The sequence below is a fragment of the Gemmatimonadaceae bacterium genome (assembly GCA_036273715.1).
GTDB lineage: Bacteria > Gemmatimonadota > Gemmatimonadetes > Gemmatimonadales > Gemmatimonadaceae > JADGGM01.
On sequence record DASUHB010000062.1, the window covers coordinates 31,396 to 55,838 of the forward strand.

The following is a 24,443-nucleotide window of genomic DNA, read 5'->3' on the forward strand; positions in this document are numbered from 1 at the left end:
TCCATGAAACGATCCGCGCGCATCACAGCCGCCGTTCTTGCGCCGATCGGCGTCGTACTGGTACTCCTCGCGCTGCTGCCGTTCGTGTTTCGCGACCGGATTGCACTGCGCGTCCAGCAAGCGGTCAACGACAATGTGAACGCGCACGTGGCATGGCGCAGCATTGGGCTCTCCTTCTTCCGGCACTTCCCCAATTTGAGCCTCACGCTCGACGATCTTGCCATCGTCGGCGCGGGACGCTTCGAGGGCGACACGCTCGCCGCCGTGAGCCACCTGCGCGTGGTGCTCGAGCTGACCAGCGTGGCGGGTAATCTGCTGCACGGCGCGCCGCTCGAAGTCGGCGCGCTCGAGCTCGATCGGCCGCGCGTCCACCTGCTGGCGCTCGAGGACGGCACGGCCAACTGGAACATCACCAAACCGGCACCGGCGGCGGCGCCGACCGCGCCTAACGCCAAGCCGTTCGCGGTGCGCCTGCGCCGCGTCGCGATCACCGGCGGCACGATCGTGTTCGACGACCGGCACGCCAACGTCCTCGCCTCGCTCGCCGGCTACGACCAGTCGTTGAGCGGGGACGTGAGCCAGCGGCGTGTGAGCATTCGCACGACGGCCGGCGCCGACACCGCCACCCTCGTCTTCGCCGGAATCCCCTATCTCGACCACGTGAAGCTCGGCCTGACGGCCAACGTGGACGCCGACCTCGCGGCGAAGGCGTACACGCTCGCCAACACGGAGCTGCGCCTCAACGACCTCGCACTCGCCATCTCCGGGTCGGTGAAATCGGCGGACAGCATGATGGCGCTCGACCTGGCGTTCACGGCGCCCAAGGCCGACTTCAAGAGCATGCTGTCGCTTGTGCCCGGCGTGTACGCGCACGATTTCGACAAGGTGCAGGCCACGGGCGCCGTCGCGCTGGACGGCTGGGTCAAGGGCCGGTACGGCCTAACGGCGTTTCCGGCGTTCGCGCTCACCGCCAAGGTGACGGACGCGGCGTTCAAGTACGCGGATCTGCCGCTCCCCGCGCGCTCGATCGGCGTCGATCTCTCGCTCGACAACCCGGGCGGCAGCGCCGACAGCACCGTGGTCACGCTCGACCGGTTTCACGTCGTGCTCGGCGCCAATCCCATCGACGCACGCATGGTGATGCGCACACCGATCTCCGACCCCGACATCGATGCTCGCCTAACGGGCAAGGTCGATCTCGCCGACGTGCGGCGCACCGTGAAGCTCGAGGGCGTCGACCAGCTCGCGGGCACCGTCGCCGCCAACGCGGCGGTGCACACGCGGATGTCCTTCCTCGCGAAGCAGCAGTACGACAAGGTGATGGCGAACGGCACCGTGGACGTGGCCGGTCTCACCATGAAAGGCGCGGCGCTGCCCCGCCCGCTCGCCGTCCAGCAGGCGTCGCTCGTGCTGGCGCCGCAGCGCGCGCAGCTCAAATCGTTCACGGGCACGGTGGGATCGAGCGACCTCCAGGCATCGGGCACGCTCGACAACCTCATCGCCTTTGCGCTGCACGGCGACACGCTCCGCGGATCGGCGACCGTCACGAGCAAGCGGTTCAATCTCGACGAGTGGCGCTCCGGCGGCGACCTCGCGATCATTCCGGTGCCGCCCAAAATCGACGTCGCGCTCGACGCGACCGTCGGGCAACTGCTGTACGACAAGCTGACGATGAGCAACGTGCACGCCCGTCTCCGCATCGCCGACCAGCGGGCGACGCTCGAGCAGTTCCAGGCCGGGGCGTTAGGCGGCCAGATCGCCGTCAGCGGCGTCTATGAAACCACGCAGCCCGCCAAGCCGACGTTCGACGCCACGGTGACCATGACCAGGGTCGACCTTCCATCCGCGTTCCAGGCCTTCACCACCGTGCAGATGCTGGCGCCCGTGGCCAAATATGCGAGCGGCACCGCCACCACCACCGTGCACGTGAGCGGAGCGTTAGGCAAGGACATGATGCCGCTCTTGCCGAATCTGAGCGGCGCCGGCACGCTCGAAACGTCCGAGCTCGCGCTGCGCGGGTTCCCGGCGTTGAGCAAGCTCGCCGCCATCACCAAGCTCGACGTCCTCGACAATCCCACGCTGCAGCCGCTCCGCGCCCGGTTCCGGATCGACAACGGCCGCCTGACGGTGCAGCCGTTCGACGTCAAGGTGGCCGGCATCGCCGCCACGATCGCCGGCTCGAATGGACTCGACCAGTCGCTCCAGTACACCATGAACATGCACGTCCCGCGATCGATGCTCGGGACCGCGGCGAACGATGCGCTCTCGAGCCTGGCGTCGCAGGCCGGCAGGGCCGGGGTGAACCTCGGCGCCGCACCCGAGATTCCCCTGGCCATTCAGTTAGGCGGCACGGTCGCCAATCCGACCGTCAAGGCCGGCGCCGGGACCGCCGCGTCGTCGGCTGTCGCCGCCGCCCAACAGGCCGTCACGCAGCAGGTGTCGGCCGCCGCGTCGAAGCTCGTCGAGCAAGCCGAGCAGCAAGCCGCGACCATCAAGCAGAACGCACAGGCCCTGGCCGACACGGTGAAGCAGATCGGCCACGCCCAAGCCGACTCGTTGACCGCCAAGGCCGGCTCCAATCCGCTGCTGCAGGTCGCGGCCAAAGCCGCGGCCGACAAATTGCGCAAACAGTCGGACGACAAGGCGGCCGCGATCGTGCGCACGGCCAATCAGCGCGCCGACAGCCTGGTCGCCTCGGCGCGCGCGCAGGCGGCCAAGGCGGGCGCCAAGCCGTGAGGCCGAGCGTTAGGCGACGAGACCGCGTCGCGCTCGATCGCTGAGGACCGGGAATGGAGCAATTCCTCGCCAGCCTGGCGCTGATCGCCATCGTCCTCATCGCGGCCGCTCTCCTTTCGAGCGCGCTCGAGCGCGCCGGCGTCCCGATCGCCGCCGTGTTTCTCGCCCTCGGTGCGCTGCTCGGTCCGTTCGGCATGGGGCTGCTCGATGTCGGATTCCATTCTGCCGCGCTCCACGCGCTGGCGACCCTTGGCCTGGCCCTGGTGCTGTTCAGCGACGCGGTCACCGTACGCATCGCAGAGCTCAGCGCGCAGCGCCGGCTGGTCTGGCGCGTGCTCGGCCCGGGCACGCTCATTCCGGCCATCCTCATCGCCGTGGCCGCCTGGCTTCTGTTAGGCGTGACGCCGCCCGGTGCGGCGATCCTCGGCGCCGCGCTCGCGTCGACCGACCCGGTGTTGCTGCGCGGCGTACTGCGCTCGCCGGCGCTCCCGGCGCCGGCTCGATTGGCGCTGCGGATCGAGACCGGGATGAACGACGTCGTGCTGCTGCCCATCGTCGTACTCGCCATGCTCCTGCTGCGCGCGCCGTCGAGCGGCGTCGCGCCGCACGACGTCGTGCGCAGCGTGCTCGGTCTGTTCCTGCTCGGCCCATTGTTAGGCGCGGCGGTCGGCTGGACCGGGATCGCGGCGCTGTCCCGCGTTCGCGAGCGGATTGGCGTGAGGCGCGACTACGAGTCGCTGTATGCGCTGGGGCTCGCGTTCGGCGCCTATGCCGCGGCCGAGGCCGTCGGCGGAAGCGGGTTCGTCGCGGCGTTCGTGGCCGGCCTCATGGTGGCGATGCAGGACGTCGAACTGTGCGACTGCTTTCTCGAATACGGCGAAGCCACCGCCGAGATGCTGCTGCTGCTCACGTTCGTCGCGTTAGGCACGTCGCTCATCTGGTCGGGATTCGCCGGCGTCGATTGGCGGCTCGTCGTGTTCGCCTGCATCGCGCTCGGCACGAGAACGGTGGTCCTGTATCCCATCCTCGTCGGCGCCGGGATGGAGACGCGCGACCGGCGGCTGGTCGCGCTCTTCGGCGCGCGCGGGCTCAGCTCGCTGCTGCTCGTCCTCCTGCCCGTCTTCCTCGGACTGCCCGGCTCCGACCGTCTGTTCGCCATCACGAGCTTTGTCGTCGTGCTGTCGGTGGTGCTCCACGGGGGCGGCATAGGCCTGTTCGTTCGCCGGCACCGCGCCGCCACCGCGCCGGCCCCTGTACTAACGGAAAGGCCAGCCCTTCCGATCGCCGCGCCAGCCACCGATGGGGTTCCCGAACGGATCGGCATCGACGAGATGCGCGCGATGCAGGCGCGCGGCGAACCCGTCGTGATCGTCGACGCGCGCGCGCGCCGGAACTACGACGCGGATACCATCACTGCCGCCGGCGCTGTCCGACTCGACCCGGACGACCCGGTTCGCGATGCGACCGCGCTCCGGCTGTCGCAGCGAGCAACGCTCGTGGTCTACTGCGCCTGACTCGACGAAGCCACGAGCGCCCGGGTGGCGCTCCAGCTGAGACGAGCGGGTTGGCCCAACGCTCGAGCACTTCGCGGCGGATGGACGGCGTGGAAGAATGCCGGATTGGCCACCCAAGCGAAGGCGCACTGACGCGCGCGTGAAGAAACCGCGGGTCGCGCCGGCGTGAACGCACACGGCTGCCGTCAGATAACTGCCGCGTAACGTCCAACGTAGCGCCGGGATAACGGGAGCCGACCATCATCTGCCCGCAACCACACCTTCGGTCGGGCCTCCATGTCGTTGTCATCCGCGCGCGGTGCGCGCCGGGCTTGTCGCACACTCGCGCTCGGCGCTCGCGTCATGTGCGGCACGGCGGCCGCCCTGTTGCCGGCTTGCGCGCTCGCGCAGCCGGCGAGAGCACAGGCCCCGCGCACCCCGGGACTCATCACACAGTTCTAAACGGAGGAGTTTTCTCATGTCAGTCATGCGCCTGTGGCCGCTCGTCGGCCTGTCGGCTTTGGCGTCGGCGATCGGCGGCGCCGCCAACACGAAGGATCCATGTTCGCTGCTCTCGGCGGCCGAAGCCGCGCCGTACGTCGGCACGCTCGCGTCGCCGCCCTTCCGCGCGAACGACGGCACGGGGGAGCCTAACGTAACCGGAGAGGTGTGTGTGTATCGCGGCGCCGACAGCCGGGTGCTGACGGTCCAGGCCTCCTGGACCGGCGGCAGGACCATGGCCAACGCCCAGACCACGGTCACGACGAGCGCATCGTCGCTCAGCCAGGCGACCGGATTGACGGCCGGCAGCAAGGTCGCGCAGCAGGACAGCACCGGGCCCTGGGATCAGGCGACGTGGTATCCTAACGGAGCGCTGTTCGTGGTCAAGGGAGAGGCCACCGTCATCATCGACGTGAGCGGCGCGAGCGGACAGAAGGGCGACGCGTACGCGATCGCGCGGACCATCGTGCCGCGCATCGCCCATCCCCTCGCGTACGACGGCGCGAAAGCGGTCGCGCTGGCGCCAAAGCCCGTCAAGCATCCAGCGAACGCGTGCGACTTTGTGTCCCGCGCGGCGGTGGAAGGTGCGATCGGCCCGCTGTCGGCTACGCCCGTGCCCGACTCATCGGGTAACGGGTGCAAGTATCGCGTCGCCTCCGCGCAGGGCTCGCGGACCTACGCCGTGAGTTACTCGTGGCAGTACGGCGAGAAGAGTTACAACGCGCTCGCTCACGGGCCGGCGATGATGAGCGGTTTGTTCGGCACACCCGCCAGCACGCCGATGGACACGATGAAGCCCACTGGCCCGACGGGCGCGATCATGTCGGGGATGATGAAGATGGTGACTGGCGCACCCAAGTCTCAGGCGTCGGGCGCCGTATCCACCGTGGGGTTCCAAACCGACACCACGCTCAAAGGTCCGTGGGACAGAGCGGCGCTGATTCACGGCACGCAGCTCATCGCCGTCCGACACGACGTATTCGTGGGCATGGACCTGACGTCCGCCGACTACCAGAAGGCGAAGGCCCTCATGGTTGCCATCTGCTCGCGCCTCTAAGGCAGCGTACACCACCGGAGCCCGGGACATCGTGTCATGACCGAGCGCAAGCGCCGTGTGTTGTGGACGCTGGCCGTCATCATTGCGTTCATCATCGGCTTTCTGTTAGGCAGGCGGTATTGTGAACGGCACATGTTCGGCGGCTCCGGCGGCGGTGTGATGTTGGGCAAGGGCGGAAGCGCTGGGGGAGGCGGCGGTGGTCGCTTCGCCCGCGGCAGCGGCGGCGGCACCACGAAGAGCAATGGCGGGTACCTCAAAACCCCCGTCGACACCGATAGTAGCGGCGGTGGAAACGCCGCGCCCGGCGGCGGCGGCACGAGCGATGTCCAGGGTGGCAACGGCGGTGGAAACTCCGAGACTCCGTACGACTCGGGTGAGTTCAAGAAGAAGCCTAAGGCTGTCGATACGCTGAGCGCCGGTTTCGTCGCCCAGCTGTCGCAAGACCAGCTCACGGGTCGAGCGCCAACCGGCCCTCCGCCGCCGCCCAGTCCCAACGTGACCACCAAAACCGCCGACGACTTCAGTCTCGATCAGACGTCGCTGCCGCGTTTTCCGATGGACGTCAAGACTGCGTACAGCAGCGTCTCTACACGCTCCGATAAACCGGCGGACACCGGCACCGCGACGGTGTTTGCCACGAGCGATAGTTACGACTCGGTGACGTCATGGTATCAGCACCACATGCCGGCCAGCACACACCCGCTGAGCGTCGACGCCAAGAAGTTGTCGGCGATCGCCAGGCAACTCACGCCCAAGAACATCATGAAGATGTTCACGGACTCGAATGACTCCACGAAAGCGTTGGACACCGCGGCGGTCGACAGCACGGTCCCGGACCGCAAATTCACCGGTTGGACCATTCCTGATGACGGAGTACACGGGCAGCGGACGGTGATGGTGGTCGACGAGCCGGGGAAGCCGACCACGATCCTCATGACGCGGGGGAAGCGGCCATGAATCGTGCTATCGCATTCGCCGCCTTTACGTGGCTCACCGCGCATCACGTGGCGCTCGAACCGCAACCCAGGTAAAACCAGCGGTCACTCTGGCGGACGCAGGCACTCCGCGCGACATTCCCTGCGTGGCCACCGACATCGGGCGCCTAACCGCGATCCTCGCCGACCGCTACGTCATCGAGCGGGAGCTGGGCGCCGGCGGCATGGCCACGGTGTATCTCGCCCAGGACGTCAAACACGACCGCAACGTCGCGGTCAAAGTGTTGCGGCCGGAGCTCGCGGCGGTCATCGGCGCCGAGCGATTCCTGGCCGAGATCAAAACGACGGCGAACTTGCAGCACCCGCACATTCTCCCGCTGTTCGATTCGGGAGAAGCCGACGGCATGCTGTTCTACGTAATGCCGTTCATCGAAGGGATCTCGCTCCGCGACCGGCTGGTGCGCGAGAAGCAGCTGCCGGTTCCCGACGCCGTGCGTATAGCGACGCAGGTCGCCGCGGCGCTCGACTACGCGCACCGTCACGGCGTCATCCATCGCGACATCAAGCCCGAAAACATCATGCTGCACGACGGCTCGGCGCTCGTCGCCGATTTCGGGATTGCGCTCGCGGCGAGCAAGGCCGGCTCGCGGATGACGGAGACCGGCATGTCGCTCGGCACACCGCAGTACATGTCGCCCGAGCAGGCGATGGGCGAACGCGAGCTCGATGCGCGCAGCGATGTGTATGCGTTAGGCTGCGTCGCGTACGAGATGCTCGTCGGCGAGCCGCCGTTCACCGGACCCACCGCGCAGGCGATCATCGCCCGCGTGATGACCGAAGAGCCACGTCGCCTCACGCTGCAGCGAAAGACCATCCCGCCCGAAGTCGAGGGCGCGGTGCTGCACGCGATCGAAAAGCTGCCGGCGGACCGCTTTGCCACCGCGGCGCAGTTCTCCGACGCGCTGGCAGGCCAGGGCCTAACGGTAACCACGCGCGCGACGGCGGCCGTACCCGGTCGCAACGCCTGGCGCGCGCGCTTCCAGGTAGCAAGTGGTGTGGCGATCGTCGCGATCGCATTCGGTATCTGGAGCGCGCTGCGCGGACGGACCGTCGACGGCCCGGTAGAGCGACGCTACATCTCGCTGGGCGACAGTGTGCGGCTGCAGACGCCACAGCGCGTCGCGTTGCCGTTAGCGCTCTCTCCCGACGGCTCGCGCCTCGCGTTCATCGGCGACACACTGTTCCGTATCTGGGTCAAGCGCCGCGACGCGCTGGACGCCGCGCCCCTTGCCGGCACTGAGGGCGCGAGCTCGCCCACATTCTCTCCGGACGGGCAGTGGATCGCCTACGTGGTCGACGGCCATCTCAAGAAAGTACGCGCCGGCGGCGGCGTGAGCATCACGCTCGCCGATTCCGCCGGAACCGGATTCGGCGAGGCGTGGCTCGACGACGGAACGCTCATCTATACCGACGGCAGTCTGCTCGGCTTGCGCCGGGTGAAGGAATCAGGCGGCCCCACCTGGGTGGCGGTGCCCGACACGGCGTTCAAGGGCCTCGCACCGATGTTGGCGACGCCGCTGCCGCACGCGCGCGGCGTCCTGTTCGTGGTCTGCGCATCGAACTGCGTGACGATGAGTCTGCACGTGCTCGACTTCAAGACGGGCCGTTCCAAACGGCTGGTGGACAATGCATCGGCAGGATGGTACCTGCCCAGCGGCCAGCTGATGTATTTCGAGCCTAACGGGGTGGCGATGGCCGTGCCGTTCGACCTCTCGACGCTGACGATCCGCGGCGCGCCGATTCCCGTGTTGCAGGGTGTGCGGATGGCCGGCTACATACCGGAGCTGGCGTGGTCGACCTCTGGACGGCTGGTCTACGGGATTGGATCGGGATCTGCTTCCACGGTCACACTGCGCGAGGCCAACCGCGACGGAACCAGCACGGCCTTCGATCCGTCGTGGAGCGGCGCGTTCAACTCGTTCGCCCTCTCGCCTAACGGACGCCAGGTGGCCGTCGGCGTGAGTACGCCCGGCGCCGGCCTCGACATCTGGGTCAAGCAGCTCGACCGCGGCCCATTCACGCGCCTCACGTTCAGCGGACGCGACCGGCGCCCCACGTGGTCTCCGGACGGGCGGCAAGTGGCGTTCGTCCGCGACAGCGCGAGCGGCGGCGACGTATGGGCGCGTGCCGCCGACGGCGGCGGCACGGAGCGCCGGCTCACCCATTTCGGCCGCGCCATCCAGGAAGTGTCGTGGTCCAAGGATGGCCGGTGGCTGCTGGTACGCACGGAAACCGGCGCCGCGGGGAACGGCGACATCGTCGCCCTGTCAGCGTTAGGCGATACAACGGTGGTGCCGATCGCGGCGACCCCGGCAACCGAGCTGCAGCCCGCCCTGTCGCCTAACGGTCGGTGGGTCGCCTACGTCTCGAACGAGGCCGGAGTGAACGAAGTGTTCGTCCGGCCATTCCCGAACGCCGACGCCGGACACTGGCAGGTGTCCAACGGCGGCGGCGGCTCGCCCGTCTGGTCGGCCGACGGCAAGGAGCTCTTTTTCCTCAACGGAAGCGATCGCCTCATGTCGGCCGAGATCGGGCCAGGCCCGGCGTTCAGCGTGACCAGGCTCGTTCCGCTCTTCGACGCGACGGCATTCGCATACGTCGGCTATCACTGGGCGTTCGACGTGACGCGCGACGGGAAGTTCGTGTACATGGGCCAGGCGGACACCGAGCGGCCGAGCACCGGGCAACTCGTGCAGGTCGACAACTGGTTCGCCGACATCCGCGCCCGGCTGCAGCCGTAACCCGGCCGGCGCGCGCTCTCTACTGTACACAAGATTTTTCTTGCGTAAGGCTCGCAACCGTGTTCGGCGCGAGGCCAGGTTTCCCGTGATGGTCGCTGTTGCGTATGTGGCGGGCGGCACGCGCCTTATCCGCCAGCCCCTGGCCTGCCGCCTGCGCCGCCGGCCCGTGCCCGCACGCGCTCGAAGTGAACCGATTGCCGTCCCATCGAAAGTCGAGTGGGCTGACCGAGCTCATTGAGATCGAACGTCACGTACTGCGTTCCGTAGTACTGGTAACGCCATGCGACCCGGAACGTGTTGTCATGCCAGTACTCGAGATCGCCGATGAAGTCGAGGTTGCCGAGCCGCAGCACGAGATGTCCGTCCTCCATGCTGACCCGCACGGCGCCGGCGAACGGATCCTCGTAGACGCCGGCATAGTCGGGCAAGGGATGCGGTGCGCGGCCCGTGCTGTCGCGGGTTGCCGCCAACTTTGCCGCCGCGGCCTCGCCCGCCTTCTGCGCGCGCTGCGTCATCGCGAGCAGCGTGTCGCTGAGATTTCCCGGCGGCAGCCCGAGGTAGGCGTTCAGCACGCGCTGGATGATCCCGAACCGTGCGTCGCTCTGGTTCATGTTCGACAACACCACGACGCCTAACTGGGCGTCCGGCACGAGCGCAACGGCCGATGCCATCCCATCGATATCACCGGCGTGCCATACGAGCGTGTGCCCTCCATAGGTCTGGATGAAGAGCCCGAGACCGTAGGTGTAGAAGGCGCTCCCCGGAAGCCATGCGCGGATCTCGCGGCCCACGCCCGACGTCGCCTCGATCAGCATCTGCGGCGTCTCCATGTCCCGGACCGTCGCCGAGTCGAGCACGGTCTTCCCATCGTACCGGCCGTCGGCCAGGAGCATTAGCATCCAGTGGCTCATGTCATCGGCGCTGGAATTGATCCCGCCTACCGGCGACATGATGTCCATGTTGTGACCCCAGTACGGGCGGATCGCCACCACTTTTCCTTCGTAGAGGCCGTGCGGCACCGCGACGTCGCTCGCGGCCGCGACTTGAGCCGACGTGGTGACCGTGTGATCCATCCCGAGCGGCGCGAAGACATGCTCGGCGACGTAGCGGTCCCAGGTTTCGCCAGTGACAGCGGGAATGAATCGGCTGGCGGTGAGGTACAGAATGTTGTTGTAGCAGAATTCCGCGCGGAATCCGTACTCCGGTTGTTGGTAGCGCACACGCGCGATCACGTCGCTGTCGTCCGATGTATACCACATGCCGGGATCGCAATATCCGCTGCGATGCGTGAGCAGATCGCGCAACGTGATCGATTGCGTCACGTAAGCGCTGCTCAGCTGGAATGGCTTGACGTAATCCACCACGTGCGCATCCCAGTCGAGCTTCCCGGCGGCGACCAGCGTGCCGAGGGCCGCGGCAGTGAAGGCCTTGGTGTTGGAGCCGATATCGAAGATGGTGCCGCCGTCCACCTGAGCGGGCTTGCCCACCTCGCGCACGCCGTAGCCTTTGGCGAGCACCACCTTACCGTCCTTGACGATCGCGACTGCGAGTCCGGGCACCTGCCACTGCGCCATGACGTGCTGCACGTAGGCGTCAAAGCCCTTCATCTGCGCCGGAAGTTTACCCGTCGCCTGAGCCGCGGCTTGGGTTCCGAGCAGTACGATTGCCGCGAAGGCAATGAGCCATTTCTTCATCAGGGGATCCTGTTCAGGGTATCGACGGGCGACTGGGCGGGGTTTGCGGAGCGGTGAGGCGGTTCGACGAAATACACAACTGTGTACATTTTCACACATGCGCTCGCCGAGCGCAAGGAAAGCCAGGCCGCCGGGCCTGCGCCTAACTCGCCGCCGGCGCCGCCCGGACCCAAGGCCAGCAGCCTGCCGAATCCGTCGAGGCGCAGCTGGCCGCTATTGACTATCCCACTGGTTGCAATAGCGTAGTTCGCCCGCTCCACAGACAATCGACGCCCCTCCAACCAGGCGCTTCGCCCCGGAGACACCGATGTTTTTGGCCCTCCTTGCCGCCGTCGCGTGCTGCGGGACCCCGGCGCACGCGCGCGCCGCTGTGCCGCATTCTTCTTCCGTCATCGCATCGAACGACAACCGCCGCCCGGCCGGGAGGCTGCGCAACGGCGTACTCACGATATCCCTCGAGGCGCGGGTCGGAACGTGGTTCCCCGAGGGGCCTAACGGGAAGTCCATCTCCACCGCGGCATTCGCCGAAGTTGGCGGCCCGTTGCAAGACCCCGGACCACTCATCCGCGTCCCGGTCGGCACCGAAGTGCACGCGACCGTCCGCAATGCGCTCGAGACTCCGATGACGGTGTTCGGCTTGGGCGCGGTGCGCGGCGGCCGCGACAGCATCGTCATCGCGCCGGGGGCATCGCGAGAGGTCCGATTCACCGCGACGACCGCGGGAACGTACTACTACTCCGGCAAGACCACCCCCGGTCCGATCGTGGCGCGCGTCAACGATGGCACGCAGCTCAATGGCGTGATCGTCGTCGACGGCGCGGCCTCGGTGCCGGCCGATCGCATCTTCGTCATCTCGTGGTGGTTCACGCTCGACTCGCTGAGCCCGACCGGCATCGGACTCGGGACAATGACCATCAACGGATTGTCTTGGCCGCACACCGAGCGATTGGAGATGACGCAGGGCGACAGCGCGCGGTGGCGGTTCGTGAACGTCACGGCGTTGGACCATCCGATGCATCTGCACGGATTCTATTTTCGTGTCGATGCGAAGGGCGACGGGGAGCGCGACACGATATACACGGCTGCCCAACGGAGGTCGGCCGTCACCGAGATCCTCGCGCCCGGACAGACGATGATGCTGTCCTGGGCGGCGACGCGCCCCGGTGATTGGATCTTCCACTGTCATTTCGCCGGCCATCTCTCGACGCTCGTGTCGCTCGACGATCAGCATGGCATGATGGACTCGTCGGGCGCGATGCGGCACACCTCCGACCGCCCCCATCAGATGTACGGCCTGGTGCTCGGCATCCACGTTGCGCCTAACGGGCAGGGCCCGCGCGTCGCCGCGGACGAGCGACACATCCGCCTGCTGGTGCGCGAGAAGCCGAACGTCTACGGCCGGGCGCCCGGCTATGCGTTTGTGTTAGGCGGATCGCCGGACGACTCGAGCGGCGCCATGCCGGTGCCCGGTCCAACGCTCGTCCTCCAACGCGGCCAGCCGGTCGCGATCACCGTCGTCAACCAGACCGTGGACCATGCCGCCGTGCACTGGCACGGCATCGAGCTCGAGGACAGCTATGCCGACGGCGTGCCGGGATGGAGCGGCACCACCGACAATCTGATGCGCGCCATTCCTCCCGGTGATTCGCTGACCGTGCACTTCACGCCCCCGCGCGCAGGCACGTTCATGTATCACTCGCACTTCAATGAGTTCCAACAGATCCCGTCGGGCCTCTACGGCGCGCTCGTCGTGGTCGACAGCACGCACACGCTGACCACCGACGGCGATCGCATCTGGGCGTTCGGCGACCGCGGCCCGACGACCAACGTCATCCGCGGCCCCTTCGCATCGGCGACGATGAACGGCGATACCGCTCCGCCGCCGATGGACCTCCAATCGGGTCACGTCTATCGCTTGCGCTTGATCAACATTCGCGGCGACGGCTCGTTGGAGCTTTCGCTTCGCCACGGCGACTCGCTGTTGACGTGGCGCGAAGTGGCCAAAGACGGCGCCGACCTGCCATCCAGCCAGGCGACGGAACGGCCGGCAACATTGTACTTCGACCCCGGCGAAATCTACGACTTCGCCTTCACGGCCCCCGCAGCGGGGACGTACACGCTGCGCTTCGGCGATTCTCCGTCACCCACGCCACCCAACGAGACGCGCGACGTCGTGATTCGCGTGCACTGAGTACCCCGCGCCGCCGGCCGATCGTCTGCTCAACACGACCGGCGGTGCGACCGGAACTCCGAGGTGAGCGATGGCAGTGGGCAAGATGGACGGTGCAGGGATCCAGAAGCTGAAGACGATCGATGAGGCGCAGTCGACGATGCAGACGTTGCACGGCCACGTCGAGCGCATGGCGATCGAGGTGAAGAACCACCGTGGAACGGGCGTGATTCCGCAGCAGATCAAACGCATTGCCGGCCCCCTCCAGGGACAGCTCAAGGGGCAGTTCGGCGTCATCGCCGATCAGGTGTCGGGGATGATCCTCGCGTTAGGCAGAGGCGGCAGCGACCAGCTGCGGGTGCGGGTGATGCGCGAGTACGTCGGCCAGATCCGCCAGGCGCTGGACGTCGCCGCGTCCAAGGTTCAGGAGCAGCACACCGTCACCGAAGAGGCGCCGGGCGGCGCCGGCTGACGCCGTTAGGCAGATGCGCCGGTGCGCGGGAGCCGCACCGGGCGATATACCGTGACCGGCGATCCGTCGGCTACGAACGCAAACGCCGGCTGGCCGGCGAGCAGCGCGTCGAAAGGAACACCGTAGAGCGCGAGGGCGTCCGCATCGAAGCGCGCATCATCCGCCGGCGCCGCGCGCCAGCGCGGATGCGCCACGCGATATTCGATGGTCGAACCGTCTCGCTGCCGCGTGTACCCCCAGTAATGCTCGGCGATGAATGCTTCCGCCGAATCCGCCGCGATCGGTGCCGGCTCGGCGCTCGTTCGCACTGAAAGGCCTTCCCACCGTCCGCGCCGCCGCCACTCGTACCGCGCGGCGGTCGGCCAGCCGTCCGCGCGCCGGGCGATGGTGTGGCGCATCGGCAGTGTGCGATACGGCTCGTTGTACCACGCTCGCGCCGTCCATGCGATGGCCCGGCGCGGCACCAGCTCGTGGATGAACACGACGCCCCGCCGCCATCCCTCCGGCGCCCGGTGCCTAACGTACGTGCGCAGATTCACTTCATCGAAATCGACGTGGCCCGGGATGCGGATGCCCAACACCCGGGTCGACGCAAAGCGAAACCCGACCACGCTGACGTACGCGGCGCCCTCGTGCTCATCGAGCTCGGTGCCGGCCGGCACGCAGCGGCGCACCGCGTCGGGCGGCACGCGGTAGTTGAGCATGGCGAGGTCGAGCCATGCCGCGGTGAGCGCCGTCTTCCGGTGTGACGCGAGATCCGCGCCGGCGCCGTCGAGCCGCGACGTCACTCGTTCGTGTCGCGGCGCAGATGTTCGTCGGCCTGTTCCATCCCCCACGCCGGCGATGCGCTCGCGAAGAGCAGTGCGCACTCGTCGGGCAGCGCCGATCGCTGCACCGTGTCGAGCACCCGCGGCTCACCGAACGCGTCGATGGTGGCGCGAAGCGCCGCATCGCTCAGGTACAGATCGACGCCGTCCGAGTCGTCACGGGTGCGCGACCAGAGGACGACGCCGCCGTCGGCGTCCCGATACGATGCGCCGCGCGGGCCGCGGACGAATCGCGACAGCGCCGCGACGAACGCCGCTGCCTCCTGGCGGTCCGGAAAGCCGCAGCGGTGATACGCCTCGTTAGGCTCGGCGGACTCGCGGCCCATGTCGCCCGGAAGATCCAGCGGCGCCGTCATGGCGCGGCGGGTTGCTCGAACAGCGGGCCCGGCGACCGCTCGATCGCCAGCATCCGCAGCTTGGTCGGTACGCCGCTGCCGCCCGAGAAACCGCCCGTCCGGCCTCCGGCCGCGAGCACGCGGTGACACGGCACGACGATCGGGAACGGATTTTCGCCTAACGCCTTGCCCACCTCGCGCGCCGCGCCGGGGTCGCCGAGTCGGGCCGCCAGTTCGCCGTACGTAATGGTCGAACCCGGCGCGACCGTCCGCGCGATCTCGTACACGCGGCGGTTGAAATCCGGCACACGGCGCATGTCCAACGGAACGCCGGACAGATCGGTCCGCCCCCCATCGAGCAGCGTGATGATGTCGTCGATCGCGGAGCGCACGAATCCGGGCGGAGCGGACTCGGCCGCGGCGGGAAACCGCTTGGACAGGCGTGCGCGCGTCGCGGCAGGCGTCCGTTCAGGCAATTGCACGCCTGTCACGGCCATGCCAGTCCAGGCGATACCGCATTGGCCAATGGCGGTGGCGAAGAACGCGACGCCCGAATCGCTCCCGCTCGGAAGAATCGAGTCCATGATTGCAGCCTAATGCGACACGGCGCGCCGAGGTAGACCCTCGAGGCTACGGCGCGCGCGCCAGCACCTCGCCGCTGCCCAGGTCGATCGACGCGACGTTGCCGTCCTGTGTCAGCGCGAACGTGACGAGGGTCTGGCCCAACCAACGATTGCGGTAGTGCGCCATGAACGTGTCGTAGTTCCACGGCTCGAGATCCGCTTGGAGCAGTGGCACCGTTTCCAGGACCAGCGCGCCGTGCTCCACGCGCACGCGCGCCGTTCCGTAGAGGCTGTCGGTGTACGTGCCGGCGTATCGTTCGAGCGGCAGCGACGGTTTGGTGCCCAACACACGCGTCGCGAGCGCCGCCCGCTCCTGCTCGTGCTGCTTGCGGTCGAGGTCCGTGTACATCGCCAGCATTTCCTTGCTCCAATCGTGCGTCGCGCCGCCCAGGTATCGGTCGAACACGGTGTACATGAGCGCGTGGCGCACTTCGGTATGGTCAATGTTCGCGAACACCACCACGCCTAACTTGCGATCGGGAATGAGCCCGACGATCGCCACGTAGCCGTCGATGCTTCCGGTGTGGAACACGACGTACTCGCCGCGATAATCCTCGACGAACCAGCCGAGTCCGTATGCCGTGAGATGCGGGTGCGTGAGACGCTCGGTCGGATAGAACTGATCGGATCCCACCATCATTTGCGGACGGAACATCTCGTTGAACGACGCGCTGTCGACGAGGCGCCTGCCGCCGACGCGGCCGCTGTCGAGCAAGAACTTCATCCACTTGGCCATGTCGCTGACGCTCGAGAACATGCCGCCGGCGGGCCCGATGCCGTCGATCGCGAGGCGCGGAATCGCGCGCACGGTGTCGTTCACGAGATAATGCGGCGTCGCGATGTTCGCCTGGGCTGATGCAGCGACGGGATTGGTGTACGTCTCGTGCATGCCGAGCGGGTCGAAGATCCGCTGCGCGTCGAACTGTCCCCATGACTCGTGCGTCACCTGCTCCTGGATCAGTCCCGCCGTCGCATAGGTGTCGTTCTGGTAGGTGAAATGTGTGCGCAGGCTCGTTTCCGGCTTCACCCAGCGCAGCCGCCTAACGATTTCGGGCAGGTCCAGGGTCGTGCCGTACCACAGAAAATCTGCCTCCGGGAGACCGGTGCGATGGGTGAGCAGATCGCGCACGGTCACCTCGCGCGTGACGTATGGATCGTACAGCTGGAACCACGGCAGATAGGTGGTCACCGGAGCGTCGAGCCGAACCGTTCCGCTGTCTTCAAGCATCGCGATCGCCATCGACGTGAACGCTTTGGTCGTCGATGCATTGGCGAACAGCGTATGCGTGTCGACACGATTCGCGGTGCCTATCGTGCGTACGCCGTAGCCTTTCGCGAACACCACCGAGTCGTCTTTCACGACCGCGATGGCGAGACCGGGGACGTTCCAATCCTTCACCGCCTTGGCCACGTACGCGTCAAAACCGCCGAGCGGCCCTTGTGCTCCGGCGGCCGGCGCGACGACCGCCAATGCGAACAGCGCGGCGGCGGTTCGTGCGGTGCGGGGCAGCAGCCGGCGAATGGTGCGGGCATTGTTGCGGTGGACTGGGACGACCGGTTCGCGCATGGCGGTAGGGGTGGAAAGCGAAACGAAATCGTTGCGGGCTCAGCCGTGCGAACGGCCGACGAAAACTGGTCGTTCGTACGCAGGCGCGCTAGATTCGCCGACACGATCAGCTTCTTCTGCGAGAGTGAAGGATTATGCGGTCATTGCACCCAGCCTCGGCTGTGCTCGCTTCGGCGTTCATCATGGTGATCGGTGTCAGCGGCGCAGCTGCGCAGGCAGCCGCGCCGGATTCGAGCGAGGCATCCGCGATTGCCGAAGCGCGAGCCGACAGCGCGCGGTACCCGTATACGGACGCGGACATCAAGTTCATGAGCGGCATGATTCCGCATCATGCGCAGGCGATCGTGATGGCGGGTTGGGCGCCGACGCACGGGGCCAGCCCGGCCGTGCTCACGCTGTGCTCGCGCATCATCAACTCGCAGCGTGACGAGATTCACCTCATGCAGACGTGGCTGCGCGATCGGAATCAACCGGTACCGCAGCCGGATTCGTCGGGCACCGTCATGATGGACATGAACGGCATGCGGATGCCGATGGTGATGCCCGGGATGCTCACGCCGGAGCAGATGAAGGAATTGAACGCGGCGCACGGCCAGGACTTCGACCGGCTGTTTCTGCAGTTCATGATCCAGCACCACCACGGCGCGGTGTCGATGGTTCAGGATCTGTTCGCGACTAACGGGGCGGCGCAGGACCTGATCGTGTTCAAGCTGGCCACGGGCATCAACGCGGATCAGACCACCGAGATCGCGCGGATGCAGCGGATGCTCGCCGATATTCTGTTCGCGCCGAGCTCGTCCTCGCAATGACGGACTGAGTCGCGCCGTCCACGCACGCGATGTCGGGGGAAACGCACGAATACGCGGCTCGCCTTACCTGGGAGGACTCGGGCGGGGAGGGCACGGCGTCGTACGAGCGCTACGGCCGGCAGTATCGCGTGCGTATTGACGGGAAGCCCGATCTCGTCGGCTCGGCCGATGCGATGTTTCGCGGCGATGCGGCGTTGCCTAACCCAGAGGACTTGTTTCTCGTCGCGCTCTCCTCGTGCCATATGCTGTCGTACCTGGCGTTGTGCGCACGGTCCGGCGTGCGCGTGCTGGCCTACGAGGATGAGGCCCGCGCGACGCTCGAGTTCGACGGGAAGGGCGGCGGGCGTTTCGTCGAGGTGATGCTGCATCCGCGCGTGACGATCGCGGCCGACTCCGATGCTGCGTTAGCATGGCAGCTGCACGAGCCGGCGCACGAGATGTGCTACGTCGCCAGCTCGTGTTCGGTGCCGGTCCGTCATCGCGTCACGGTCACGACGGCGTAGAAATTTCCGCCGCCCGGCGACCCAGCTCACGGAAGCGTGATGGTGGTCGAGGCGAGCGTCGATTCTTCCGTTTTGCCCGCGTTCACCGTGCGCAATGCGAGGCGGGCCGCGCGCGTGCCGCTCGGCACATCGTGCACCGTCACCGAGAACGCCGTGGGGATGGCGAGCACCGGGCACGGCCGCGTCGCGATCGCGGTGCTGAGCGTCATGATCAGGCTTCCGGAGCGAAGACCGGCCACGACCGTCGGATGCGACGCGCAGGGATTGTTCGGGTTCGCGGCCACTACGGCGACGCTATCGCCCGCTGCGGCGACGGATGGCAACCCGTCGTTGGAGAACGCCACCAACGACACTCGTGCCGGCAGGCCGTTAGGCGGAGCCGTGAGGCTGCTCGAACACCCGGACGCCGCGGCGACCGTCAGGCCGCAGATCCAACGAGTGAGACGCATGGGTTTTCCTCCTCGCCGATGGCAGCGTACGCGGGCAGCCGACCCCGCGCCGGGCAGCGGCGCCCCACCACAACGACGGCGGCGCTGCGTTAGGCCTCCCCGGGCGGCGCGACTACTGCACCGTGATCGGGCCGGATCCCAGTTCGATATATGCCGCGTTGCCTCCGCTGATTCGCCTGAGCACGACGCGGGCCGAGTCCGTGCCGGCGGGAACCGCGTGGACGACGAGACGGATCGGCAACGGCACAACGGCGGCGAAAGCGGCAACAGGCCCGCAGGTCGTACGGACGACCTGCGCCGATACCGTGACGACGAGCTCGCTCCCCCGGATGCCGGCCGCCGCGGTTGGCGGACCGTCCTCGCACGTGAACTGGGTCGGCTCGCTGACGATCGCGATCACGCTGTCGGCGCCGCTGGTAATGGATGGCGTCTGCACGTCTGATTCGACGAAGGACAGGTCCACCGGAAGCCCGTTGGGCGGCGCCGTCAGGCCGCCGGAGCAGGCGGCTGCGGCGATCAACGTCACGGCACAGATCGAACGTGTCAGGCGCATCCTGCCTCCTCGAGTGGGTTCCGCGTTCAACGACCGGCCCGCGTTGCGGCGGGTCGATGTCGAGTAATACCTCACCATACAGCGCCAGGACACTTTCCCGGTTAGGGAAAACCTGTACGCGACCGCTCTTCCTGAATGCAGTATCGGCAACGGTCCACTGGTCATGATCGGGCGCCATTGCTCCGGAAGCCAGTCGCGGGTAGCGTGGAGGCATGCCCCCTCGCGCGGCCAGTCCGCGGGCGGGCCGCTTCGACGCCCGTCCATCACGGTCCGGCGTTGGGCGACGGTGCGCGCCGGCACACCGGCGCGCCGTGCTGTCGCTCGTCGCCGTGGCCTTGGCGTGTGCATGCACTCCGGTGCCGGCGCAGAACCTCGGGCCGACGCCCGAGCGCAAAGCCCGACATGTCCAACGCGACTTCGAGATGCTGCGCCGCGCCCTGCTTCCCCGCGTGCCGGCCCGGGGCGACGGATGCGACGTCACGATCGGCGACATCTGCTACTGGGACGACAACGCTGATTCGCCGCTGCCGGCCGAGCGGCCGCGCGTGGCGCTCGCGCGCCGGCAGCTGCGCTCGTCGCTCGACTCGTTAGGCGCGATCGATTCGGCCAGCGACTACATCGCGGGCCAGCGCGTGCGGTACGCAGTCGAAGCCGGCGATGCCGCCGGCGCCGCACGGGCGCTCGCCCACTGTGCGGCCACACCATGGTGGTGCGCGGCGCTCCGCGCGTTTGCCTGGCACCGCGCCGGAGACGAAGCCGCGAGCTCGGCTGCCTTCGACACCGCGCTCGCCGAAATGCCGGACACGCTTCGATGCCAGTGGCTGGATGTGCACGATTGGCTGCCACAGGGCACGAACCTCGAGGCGGCGCGGGATCGGCCCTCCTGCGACGCACGCGCGGCGACGAGCGAGCGGGTCTTCTGGCTGGCCGCGCCCCTGCTCACCTGGCGCCCCGATGCGGCGCGCGATGAGTTCTTCTCGCGGCGCACGCTGACAAAGATGCTGGAGGGCACTGCCAACGCGCAGTACTCGTTCTGGCGATGGGACAGCGAGAAGACCGCGCTGCGCTACGGCTGGCCCGATCAGTGGGCGCGCGAAGACACACCGATCGACCCAGCCGCGTTCCCCGATCCGCGCATCATCGGCGACGAGCCGCGGCCCAGCTTCAGCCTCGTGCCCGATCCGCACGCGCTCGAGTCGCCGTTCGCCGCCAACCCCGGCGACTGGCGACTAACGGAAGACCGCGCCGCGATCATGCGCTACGCGCCCGGTTGGCTGCGCATGATCGACACGCTTCCGGTTCAGATCGCGCGCTTTCGCCGACCCGGCGACAGCATGGTCGTGGTCGCCGTGTACGACGCCGGAGTGCTGCTCGACAGCGGCAGCACGGCGTTCGTGGCGGCAGCGTCGCTGTCCTCGGGCCTCGCACCGGAGAGCACGCTGGCGATCGGGCGAACGCAGGGCGCTCCGACGGGAGACATCGTGCTCGATGCACCGGCGCGCGCGGCGCTCGCTGCGGTCGAGGTCTTCGATTCCGTTGGGCATCGGGCCGCCCGCTGGCGCGCCGGGCTCGCCCCGCTGCCGGCGTCGGCTGCGATCTCGGACCTGCTCGTGGGACGCGCGGGCGCCGCGTTCGCGCCGGCCACGCCCGACAGCGCCGCGCGCGTGGCCATGCCCACGCTGCGCGTCACGGCGCGCGACACCCTCGCGCTCTACTGGGAGAGCTATTTGCGTCCTCCCCCCGGCGTACCGATCCGCACCACCGTCCGCCTAACGAAGGCCGCCGGCTTTTTCGGCCGCCTCGGCCACGCGTTCGGCCTTGGCCGGTCGCAAGCGGGCCCGGCCGTATCCTGGGAGGATGCCCAGTCCGACGCGACGGTGGCGCATTCCCTCCGCTTCGGCGTCGCGGACTTGCCGCCCGGCCACTATCGGATCGAGGTGACCGTGCAAACGCCGGGTGCTCACGGCACCGCGTTCCGGGACGTCGACGTGGTGGAGTGAGGCCGCATTTCCTCGGCACGCGCCGTGCGATAGCCCATCGGGCGGCCACATCGGGAGTGGAACGAGATGTGGCGGCCGTTTCCATTCTCCGGAGCCGGACTCATGCACACGAACGGCAGTTGGATCGCGCGCGGTGTCGTCGCCGCGTGCGCTGCGTTGGGCGTCGCGGCCTGCAGTAGCAACAGTCCGACGGGCGGTGGACAGCAAGCGTCGACCGTGACGGTGACTCCGGCGACATCGACGGTCGTCGCCGGCGACAGCGTGTCGCTCACCGCGACCGCGAAGGACGGGCAAGGCAATCCAATCACAAATCCGTCGATCACGTGGACCGTGAGCGACACCGACGCGGTCAGCGTCTCGTCCGCCGGCCTCGTGAACACGCTGCTGTCGTCGACCGACACGGTCACCGCCACGGTCAGCGGCGTCTCGGGCACGGCGGTGGTCACCGTCCAACCGCCCACGCCGATCCAGCTGAACGAAGGCGGTCTGGTGGGCGCCGTCACCTTTCCCAACGGAAGCACCGCGAGCGGCGGCCAGGGGGATCCGGTGGACACGATCCCGTGCGGCACGGGCGCCGACGCCGAGCACTATCACGCGCACCTGAGCCTGATCGTGAACGGCCAGCAGATCGCGTTGCCGTTAGGCGTAGGCATCAAGAACGCCGTCGTCGAGGGCGACAGCCTGGCGATCGCCGGCACCTGCTTCTACTGGCTGCACTCGCACGACCGGACGGGGATCATCCACATCGAGCCGTCGGTGACGGGCCACACGTTTACGTTAGGCGAGTACTTCGACATCTGGGGCGAGCCGCTCACGTCGGGCAACGTGGCCGGCAATCAAGGCGCCGTGACGGTGTACGTCGATGGCGCTCGCTACTTCGGCGACCCCCGCGCCATCGTGCTCGCGGCGCATCAGCAGATCACGATCGAGGTCGGACCCCGCGTCGCGCCGCCGGTCTTCGACTTCCCGCCGGATTATTGATCGAATCAGCGCCGCTTGACCGCCGGCGTCTGGCCGGTGTCGAGCGTCGGCTCGCTCATGGGGCGCGTCGTGCGACGCGTCCCATCGAGCGTTTGCACGGTGATCGCTTCCGTTGGGCAGTGCTGCACGAAGTCGCCATCCGCCGGCGACCATTGCAGCGGTGTCGCCGTGACCACCGCCTTGCGCTCCGCGTCCAGTGCCATCACGCGGGGCGCGAGGGCGACGCACATCCCGCATCCGATGCACCGGTCGCGGTTCACGTGAACGGACACGACGCTGCGAGGATAGACGCCGCTGCCGGTGCACAGCGCATCCCCCGCCAGATCCAGCGCGGTGCGCGCCGCCTCATAGCCGGCCTGCACGATCTCGCCGCCGTGGGTGAAGCTGAACCAGTGATGGCGTCCCACATCGGGTCGCACCAGCAGCATCGGCGGCCCGCTCCAGTCGGCTAACGGACGCGCCTGGAGCGCGTGCATCATCAAGGTTGCCGCGCGCATGTAAATCGCCGCGAATCCCTGCGACCCGATGTCGCGCGGGCGCTCCACCTCGAAGCTCCCGACGTCCACCGCGATCACCGCGTCGGCGCCGAGTGCGGCAATGGAAATCGGCAGGTTGTCGATGGTGCCGCCGTCGATGCACGTGCGCGTGCCGACGTACCCGGGCGGAAAGAAGCCGGGCAGGGCACACGACGCGTACACGGCGTCCACGACCGGAACGTCCTGCAGGCCGGGAAGTCCCCACACGAGGCGCGTGCCGCGCTCCACGTCGACGGTGTTCACGAGCACCGGTGTCTCGAGGTCGGCGAACGTTCCTGGCGGCGAGACGGCCGCGCACAAATCGCGCAACGGTTCTTCGAGATAGAGCGACGGGCTGCGCATGCGCTCGAACAGCATGCCCACATGATTGATGCGGAACAGGTCGCGTCGTCTGAGCGACACTGCGCGCGCCGTCATCTCGCTCACGCTCATGCCCCCGGCGTAGGCCGCGCCGATGAGCGCGCCGATGCTCGTGCCCGCGATCACGCTCGGCCGGATGCCGCGCTCCTCGAGGGCGCGGATCACGCCGATGTGGGCGAATCCCTTCAATCCGCCGCCGCCTAACACGAGCGCGGTGCGGGCGGGCACGTTCGACATTCCGTTGGGACTCCTTCGGGAGGCGGTGGTGCGGTGCGCGGACGAGCCGCGTCGCTGCACGACAGACGATTCGCTGCCCCGGCGCGTTGCCGGGCCTCGCCGCGGGCCGTCGGTTCGCCGCATGATCATGATGACCTGCCACCGACAAATAAACGCGCGGCACAGGGATGGTTCCAGCCTGCGCCGTGCCGGACGCGCGCGCGTCCCGTGCGGCGATCGCGCGTCCGCTGCCGGATCATGCGGCGCGCCGCGTCAGAACCGGATCGAGTATCCGATCTCGGACGGGGTACCGGAATGCGGCCGGCCCAACTGCAGATAGAGCCCATAGAGCAGGACGGCGCCGCCGCCGATCATGATGATCGTCCCCGGCGTGTCGCCGATGATCGCGCCGGTGATGAGCGCCGCACCGCCCAACACCATCAACTTCTCGCCATTGGAGAGCGCAAACGCGGAGTTGCTGAGGGTCGGCGCGTCCGCCGGCTCCTCGGCGAGCCGGGGCGCGAGAGAAGCAGCGGCGGCCGTTGGGCCCGAGGGCGCCGGGGAAGCGGCGACGCTCTGAGCGCCTAACGGAGAAACGCCGGCGACGATCGCGGCCGCGGCCGCGACAACGAGCCCTGTCCGAAGCATGGCGCGTGTCCTGTGTGTGATGGTACGCTCCGCGTCGCGTTCGACGCGGACTGGGTGACGCGCGACGTCTCTGCACGCCGCACCTGTCGCCAACGCAAGGCACGCGCCGCGGCACCGCGCTACCGCGTACACGACCAGCCGCCTCGCGCGTGGCGGACGCGGCGGCCCGTGCGCGCG

Annotated in this window: 20 protein-coding genes; 11 read left to right on the forward strand and 9 right to left on the reverse strand. The window is 68.0% G+C overall.

The features are described 5' to 3' along the window. The first annotated feature begins 3 nt into the window (after nt 1-3). The 5 genes from VFW04_12855 to VFW04_12875 all read left to right on the forward strand — a co-directional run bounded on the left by VFW04_12855 (nt 4) and on the right by VFW04_12875 (nt 9,523). The gene (locus VFW04_12855; GenBank protein HEX5180215.1) at nt 4-2,736 is read left to right on the forward strand and encodes an AsmA-like C-terminal region-containing protein; all 2,733 of its coding nucleotides are present in this window, start codon (nt 4-6) and stop codon (nt 2,734-2,736) included. 53 nt (nt 2,737-2,789) lie between these two features. Then, the gene (locus tag VFW04_12860) at nt 2,790-4,250 is read left to right on the forward strand and encodes a cation:proton antiporter (GenBank protein HEX5180216.1); all 1,461 of its coding nucleotides are present in this window, start codon (nt 2,790-2,792) and stop codon (nt 4,248-4,250) included. Between the two features lie 457 nt (nt 4,251-4,707). Beyond that, entirely contained in the window at nt 4,708-5,787 is a 1,080-nt protein-coding gene (locus VFW04_12865) for a hypothetical protein (GenBank protein HEX5180217.1), read from the forward strand. Between the two features lie 36 nt (nt 5,788-5,823). Further along, nucleotides 5,824-6,744: a hypothetical protein gene (locus tag VFW04_12870; protein ID HEX5180218.1), complete on the forward strand. Its 921-nt coding sequence runs from the start codon at nt 5,824-5,826 to the stop codon at nt 6,742-6,744. Nucleotides 6,745-6,868: 124 nt separating this feature from the next. Further along, complete coding sequence (locus VFW04_12875) at nt 6,869-9,523, forward strand: protein kinase (GenBank protein HEX5180219.1); 2,655 nt, start codon at nt 6,869-6,871, stop codon at nt 9,521-9,523. Nucleotides 9,524-9,648: 125 nt separating this feature from the next. Here VFW04_12875 and VFW04_12880 read toward each other — a convergent pair whose 3' ends face one another. Next, the gene (locus tag VFW04_12880) at nt 9,649-11,217 is read right to left on the reverse strand and encodes a serine hydrolase (protein HEX5180220.1); all 1,569 of its coding nucleotides are present in this window, start codon (nt 11,215-11,217) and stop codon (nt 9,649-9,651) included. Nucleotides 11,218-11,524: 307 nt separating this feature from the next. Here VFW04_12880 and VFW04_12885 point away from each other — a divergent pair, with 307 nt between their 5' ends. Further along, nucleotides 11,525-13,408 (forward strand): multicopper oxidase domain-containing protein, encoded by a 1,884-nt coding sequence (locus VFW04_12885; protein ID HEX5180221.1) that lies wholly within the window; start codon nt 11,525-11,527, stop codon nt 13,406-13,408. A 70-nt stretch (nt 13,409-13,478) separates the two neighbouring features. After that, nucleotides 13,479-13,859 (forward strand): hypothetical protein, encoded by a 381-nt coding sequence (locus VFW04_12890; GenBank protein HEX5180222.1) that lies wholly within the window; start codon nt 13,479-13,481, stop codon nt 13,857-13,859. Nucleotides 13,860-13,864: 5 nt separating this feature from the next. Here the strand turns inward: VFW04_12890 and VFW04_12895 are convergent, their stop codons facing one another. From VFW04_12895 to VFW04_12910, 4 genes are read right to left on the reverse strand one after another with little or no spacing between them, the layout of a single operon-like run. Beyond that, the gene (locus VFW04_12895; protein ID HEX5180223.1) at nt 13,865-14,647 is read right to left on the reverse strand and encodes a DUF2071 domain-containing protein; all 783 of its coding nucleotides are present in this window, start codon (nt 14,645-14,647) and stop codon (nt 13,865-13,867) included. Beyond that, entirely contained in the window at nt 14,644-15,042 is a 399-nt protein-coding gene (locus tag VFW04_12900) for a hypothetical protein (GenBank protein HEX5180224.1), read from the reverse strand. Before VFW04_12900 ends, VFW04_12895 begins: the two co-directional genes overlap by 4 nt. Then, complete coding sequence (locus tag VFW04_12905; GenBank protein HEX5180225.1) at nt 15,039-15,605, reverse strand: methylated-DNA--[protein]-cysteine S-methyltransferase; 567 nt, start codon at nt 15,603-15,605, stop codon at nt 15,039-15,041. The genes VFW04_12900 and VFW04_12905 overlap by 4 nt, the downstream gene beginning before the upstream one ends. Nucleotides 15,606-15,651: 46 nt before the next feature. Then, nucleotides 15,652-17,211, reverse strand: a complete 1,560-nt coding sequence (locus VFW04_12910) for a serine hydrolase (GenBank protein HEX5180226.1) — start codon at nt 17,209-17,211, stop codon at nt 15,652-15,654. A gap of 161 nt (nt 17,212-17,372) precedes the next feature. Between VFW04_12910 and VFW04_12915 the strand changes: the two genes are divergently transcribed. Both VFW04_12915 and VFW04_12920 read left to right on the forward strand, forming a co-directional pair. Further along, nucleotides 17,373-18,020: a DUF305 domain-containing protein gene (locus VFW04_12915; GenBank protein HEX5180227.1), complete on the forward strand. Its 648-nt coding sequence runs from the start codon at nt 17,373-17,375 to the stop codon at nt 18,018-18,020. Nucleotides 18,021-18,049: 29 nt separating this feature from the next. Beyond that, nucleotides 18,050-18,523, forward strand: coding sequence for an OsmC family protein (locus VFW04_12920; protein HEX5180228.1), 474 nt, complete (start codon nt 18,050-18,052; stop codon nt 18,521-18,523). Nucleotides 18,524-18,549: 26 nt separating this feature from the next. On the opposite strand, the gene VFW04_12925 is transcribed toward VFW04_12920, so the two are convergent. Beyond that, complete coding sequence (locus VFW04_12925; protein ID HEX5180229.1) at nt 18,550-18,972, reverse strand: hypothetical protein; 423 nt, start codon at nt 18,970-18,972, stop codon at nt 18,550-18,552. A 112-nt stretch (nt 18,973-19,084) separates the two neighbouring features. After that, entirely contained in the window at nt 19,085-19,525 is a 441-nt protein-coding gene (locus VFW04_12930) for a hypothetical protein (protein ID HEX5180230.1), read from the reverse strand. Between the two features lie 212 nt (nt 19,526-19,737). Between VFW04_12930 and VFW04_12935 the strand changes: the two genes are divergently transcribed. Together VFW04_12935 and VFW04_12940 are read left to right on the forward strand one after the other, a co-directional pair. Further along, nucleotides 19,738-21,525, forward strand: a complete 1,788-nt coding sequence (locus VFW04_12935) for a hypothetical protein (GenBank protein ID HEX5180231.1) — start codon at nt 19,738-19,740, stop codon at nt 21,523-21,525. A 102-nt stretch (nt 21,526-21,627) separates the two neighbouring features. Next, nucleotides 21,628-22,506, forward strand: coding sequence for an Ig-like domain-containing protein (locus VFW04_12940; GenBank protein HEX5180232.1), 879 nt, complete (start codon nt 21,628-21,630; stop codon nt 22,504-22,506). A gap of 5 nt (nt 22,507-22,511) precedes the next feature. On the opposite strand, the gene VFW04_12945 is transcribed toward VFW04_12940, so the two are convergent. Further along, on the reverse strand, nt 22,512-23,639 hold the full coding sequence (locus VFW04_12945; protein HEX5180233.1) for a patatin-like phospholipase family protein: 1,128 nt from the start codon (nt 23,637-23,639) through the stop codon (nt 22,512-22,514). Nucleotides 23,640-23,891: 252 nt separating this feature from the next. Continuing rightward, a complete protein-coding gene (locus VFW04_12950; GenBank protein ID HEX5180234.1) occupies nt 23,892-24,266 on the reverse strand; it encodes a hypothetical protein in 375 nt (124 codons plus the stop codon). Between the last annotated feature and the right edge of the window lie 177 nt (nt 24,267-24,443).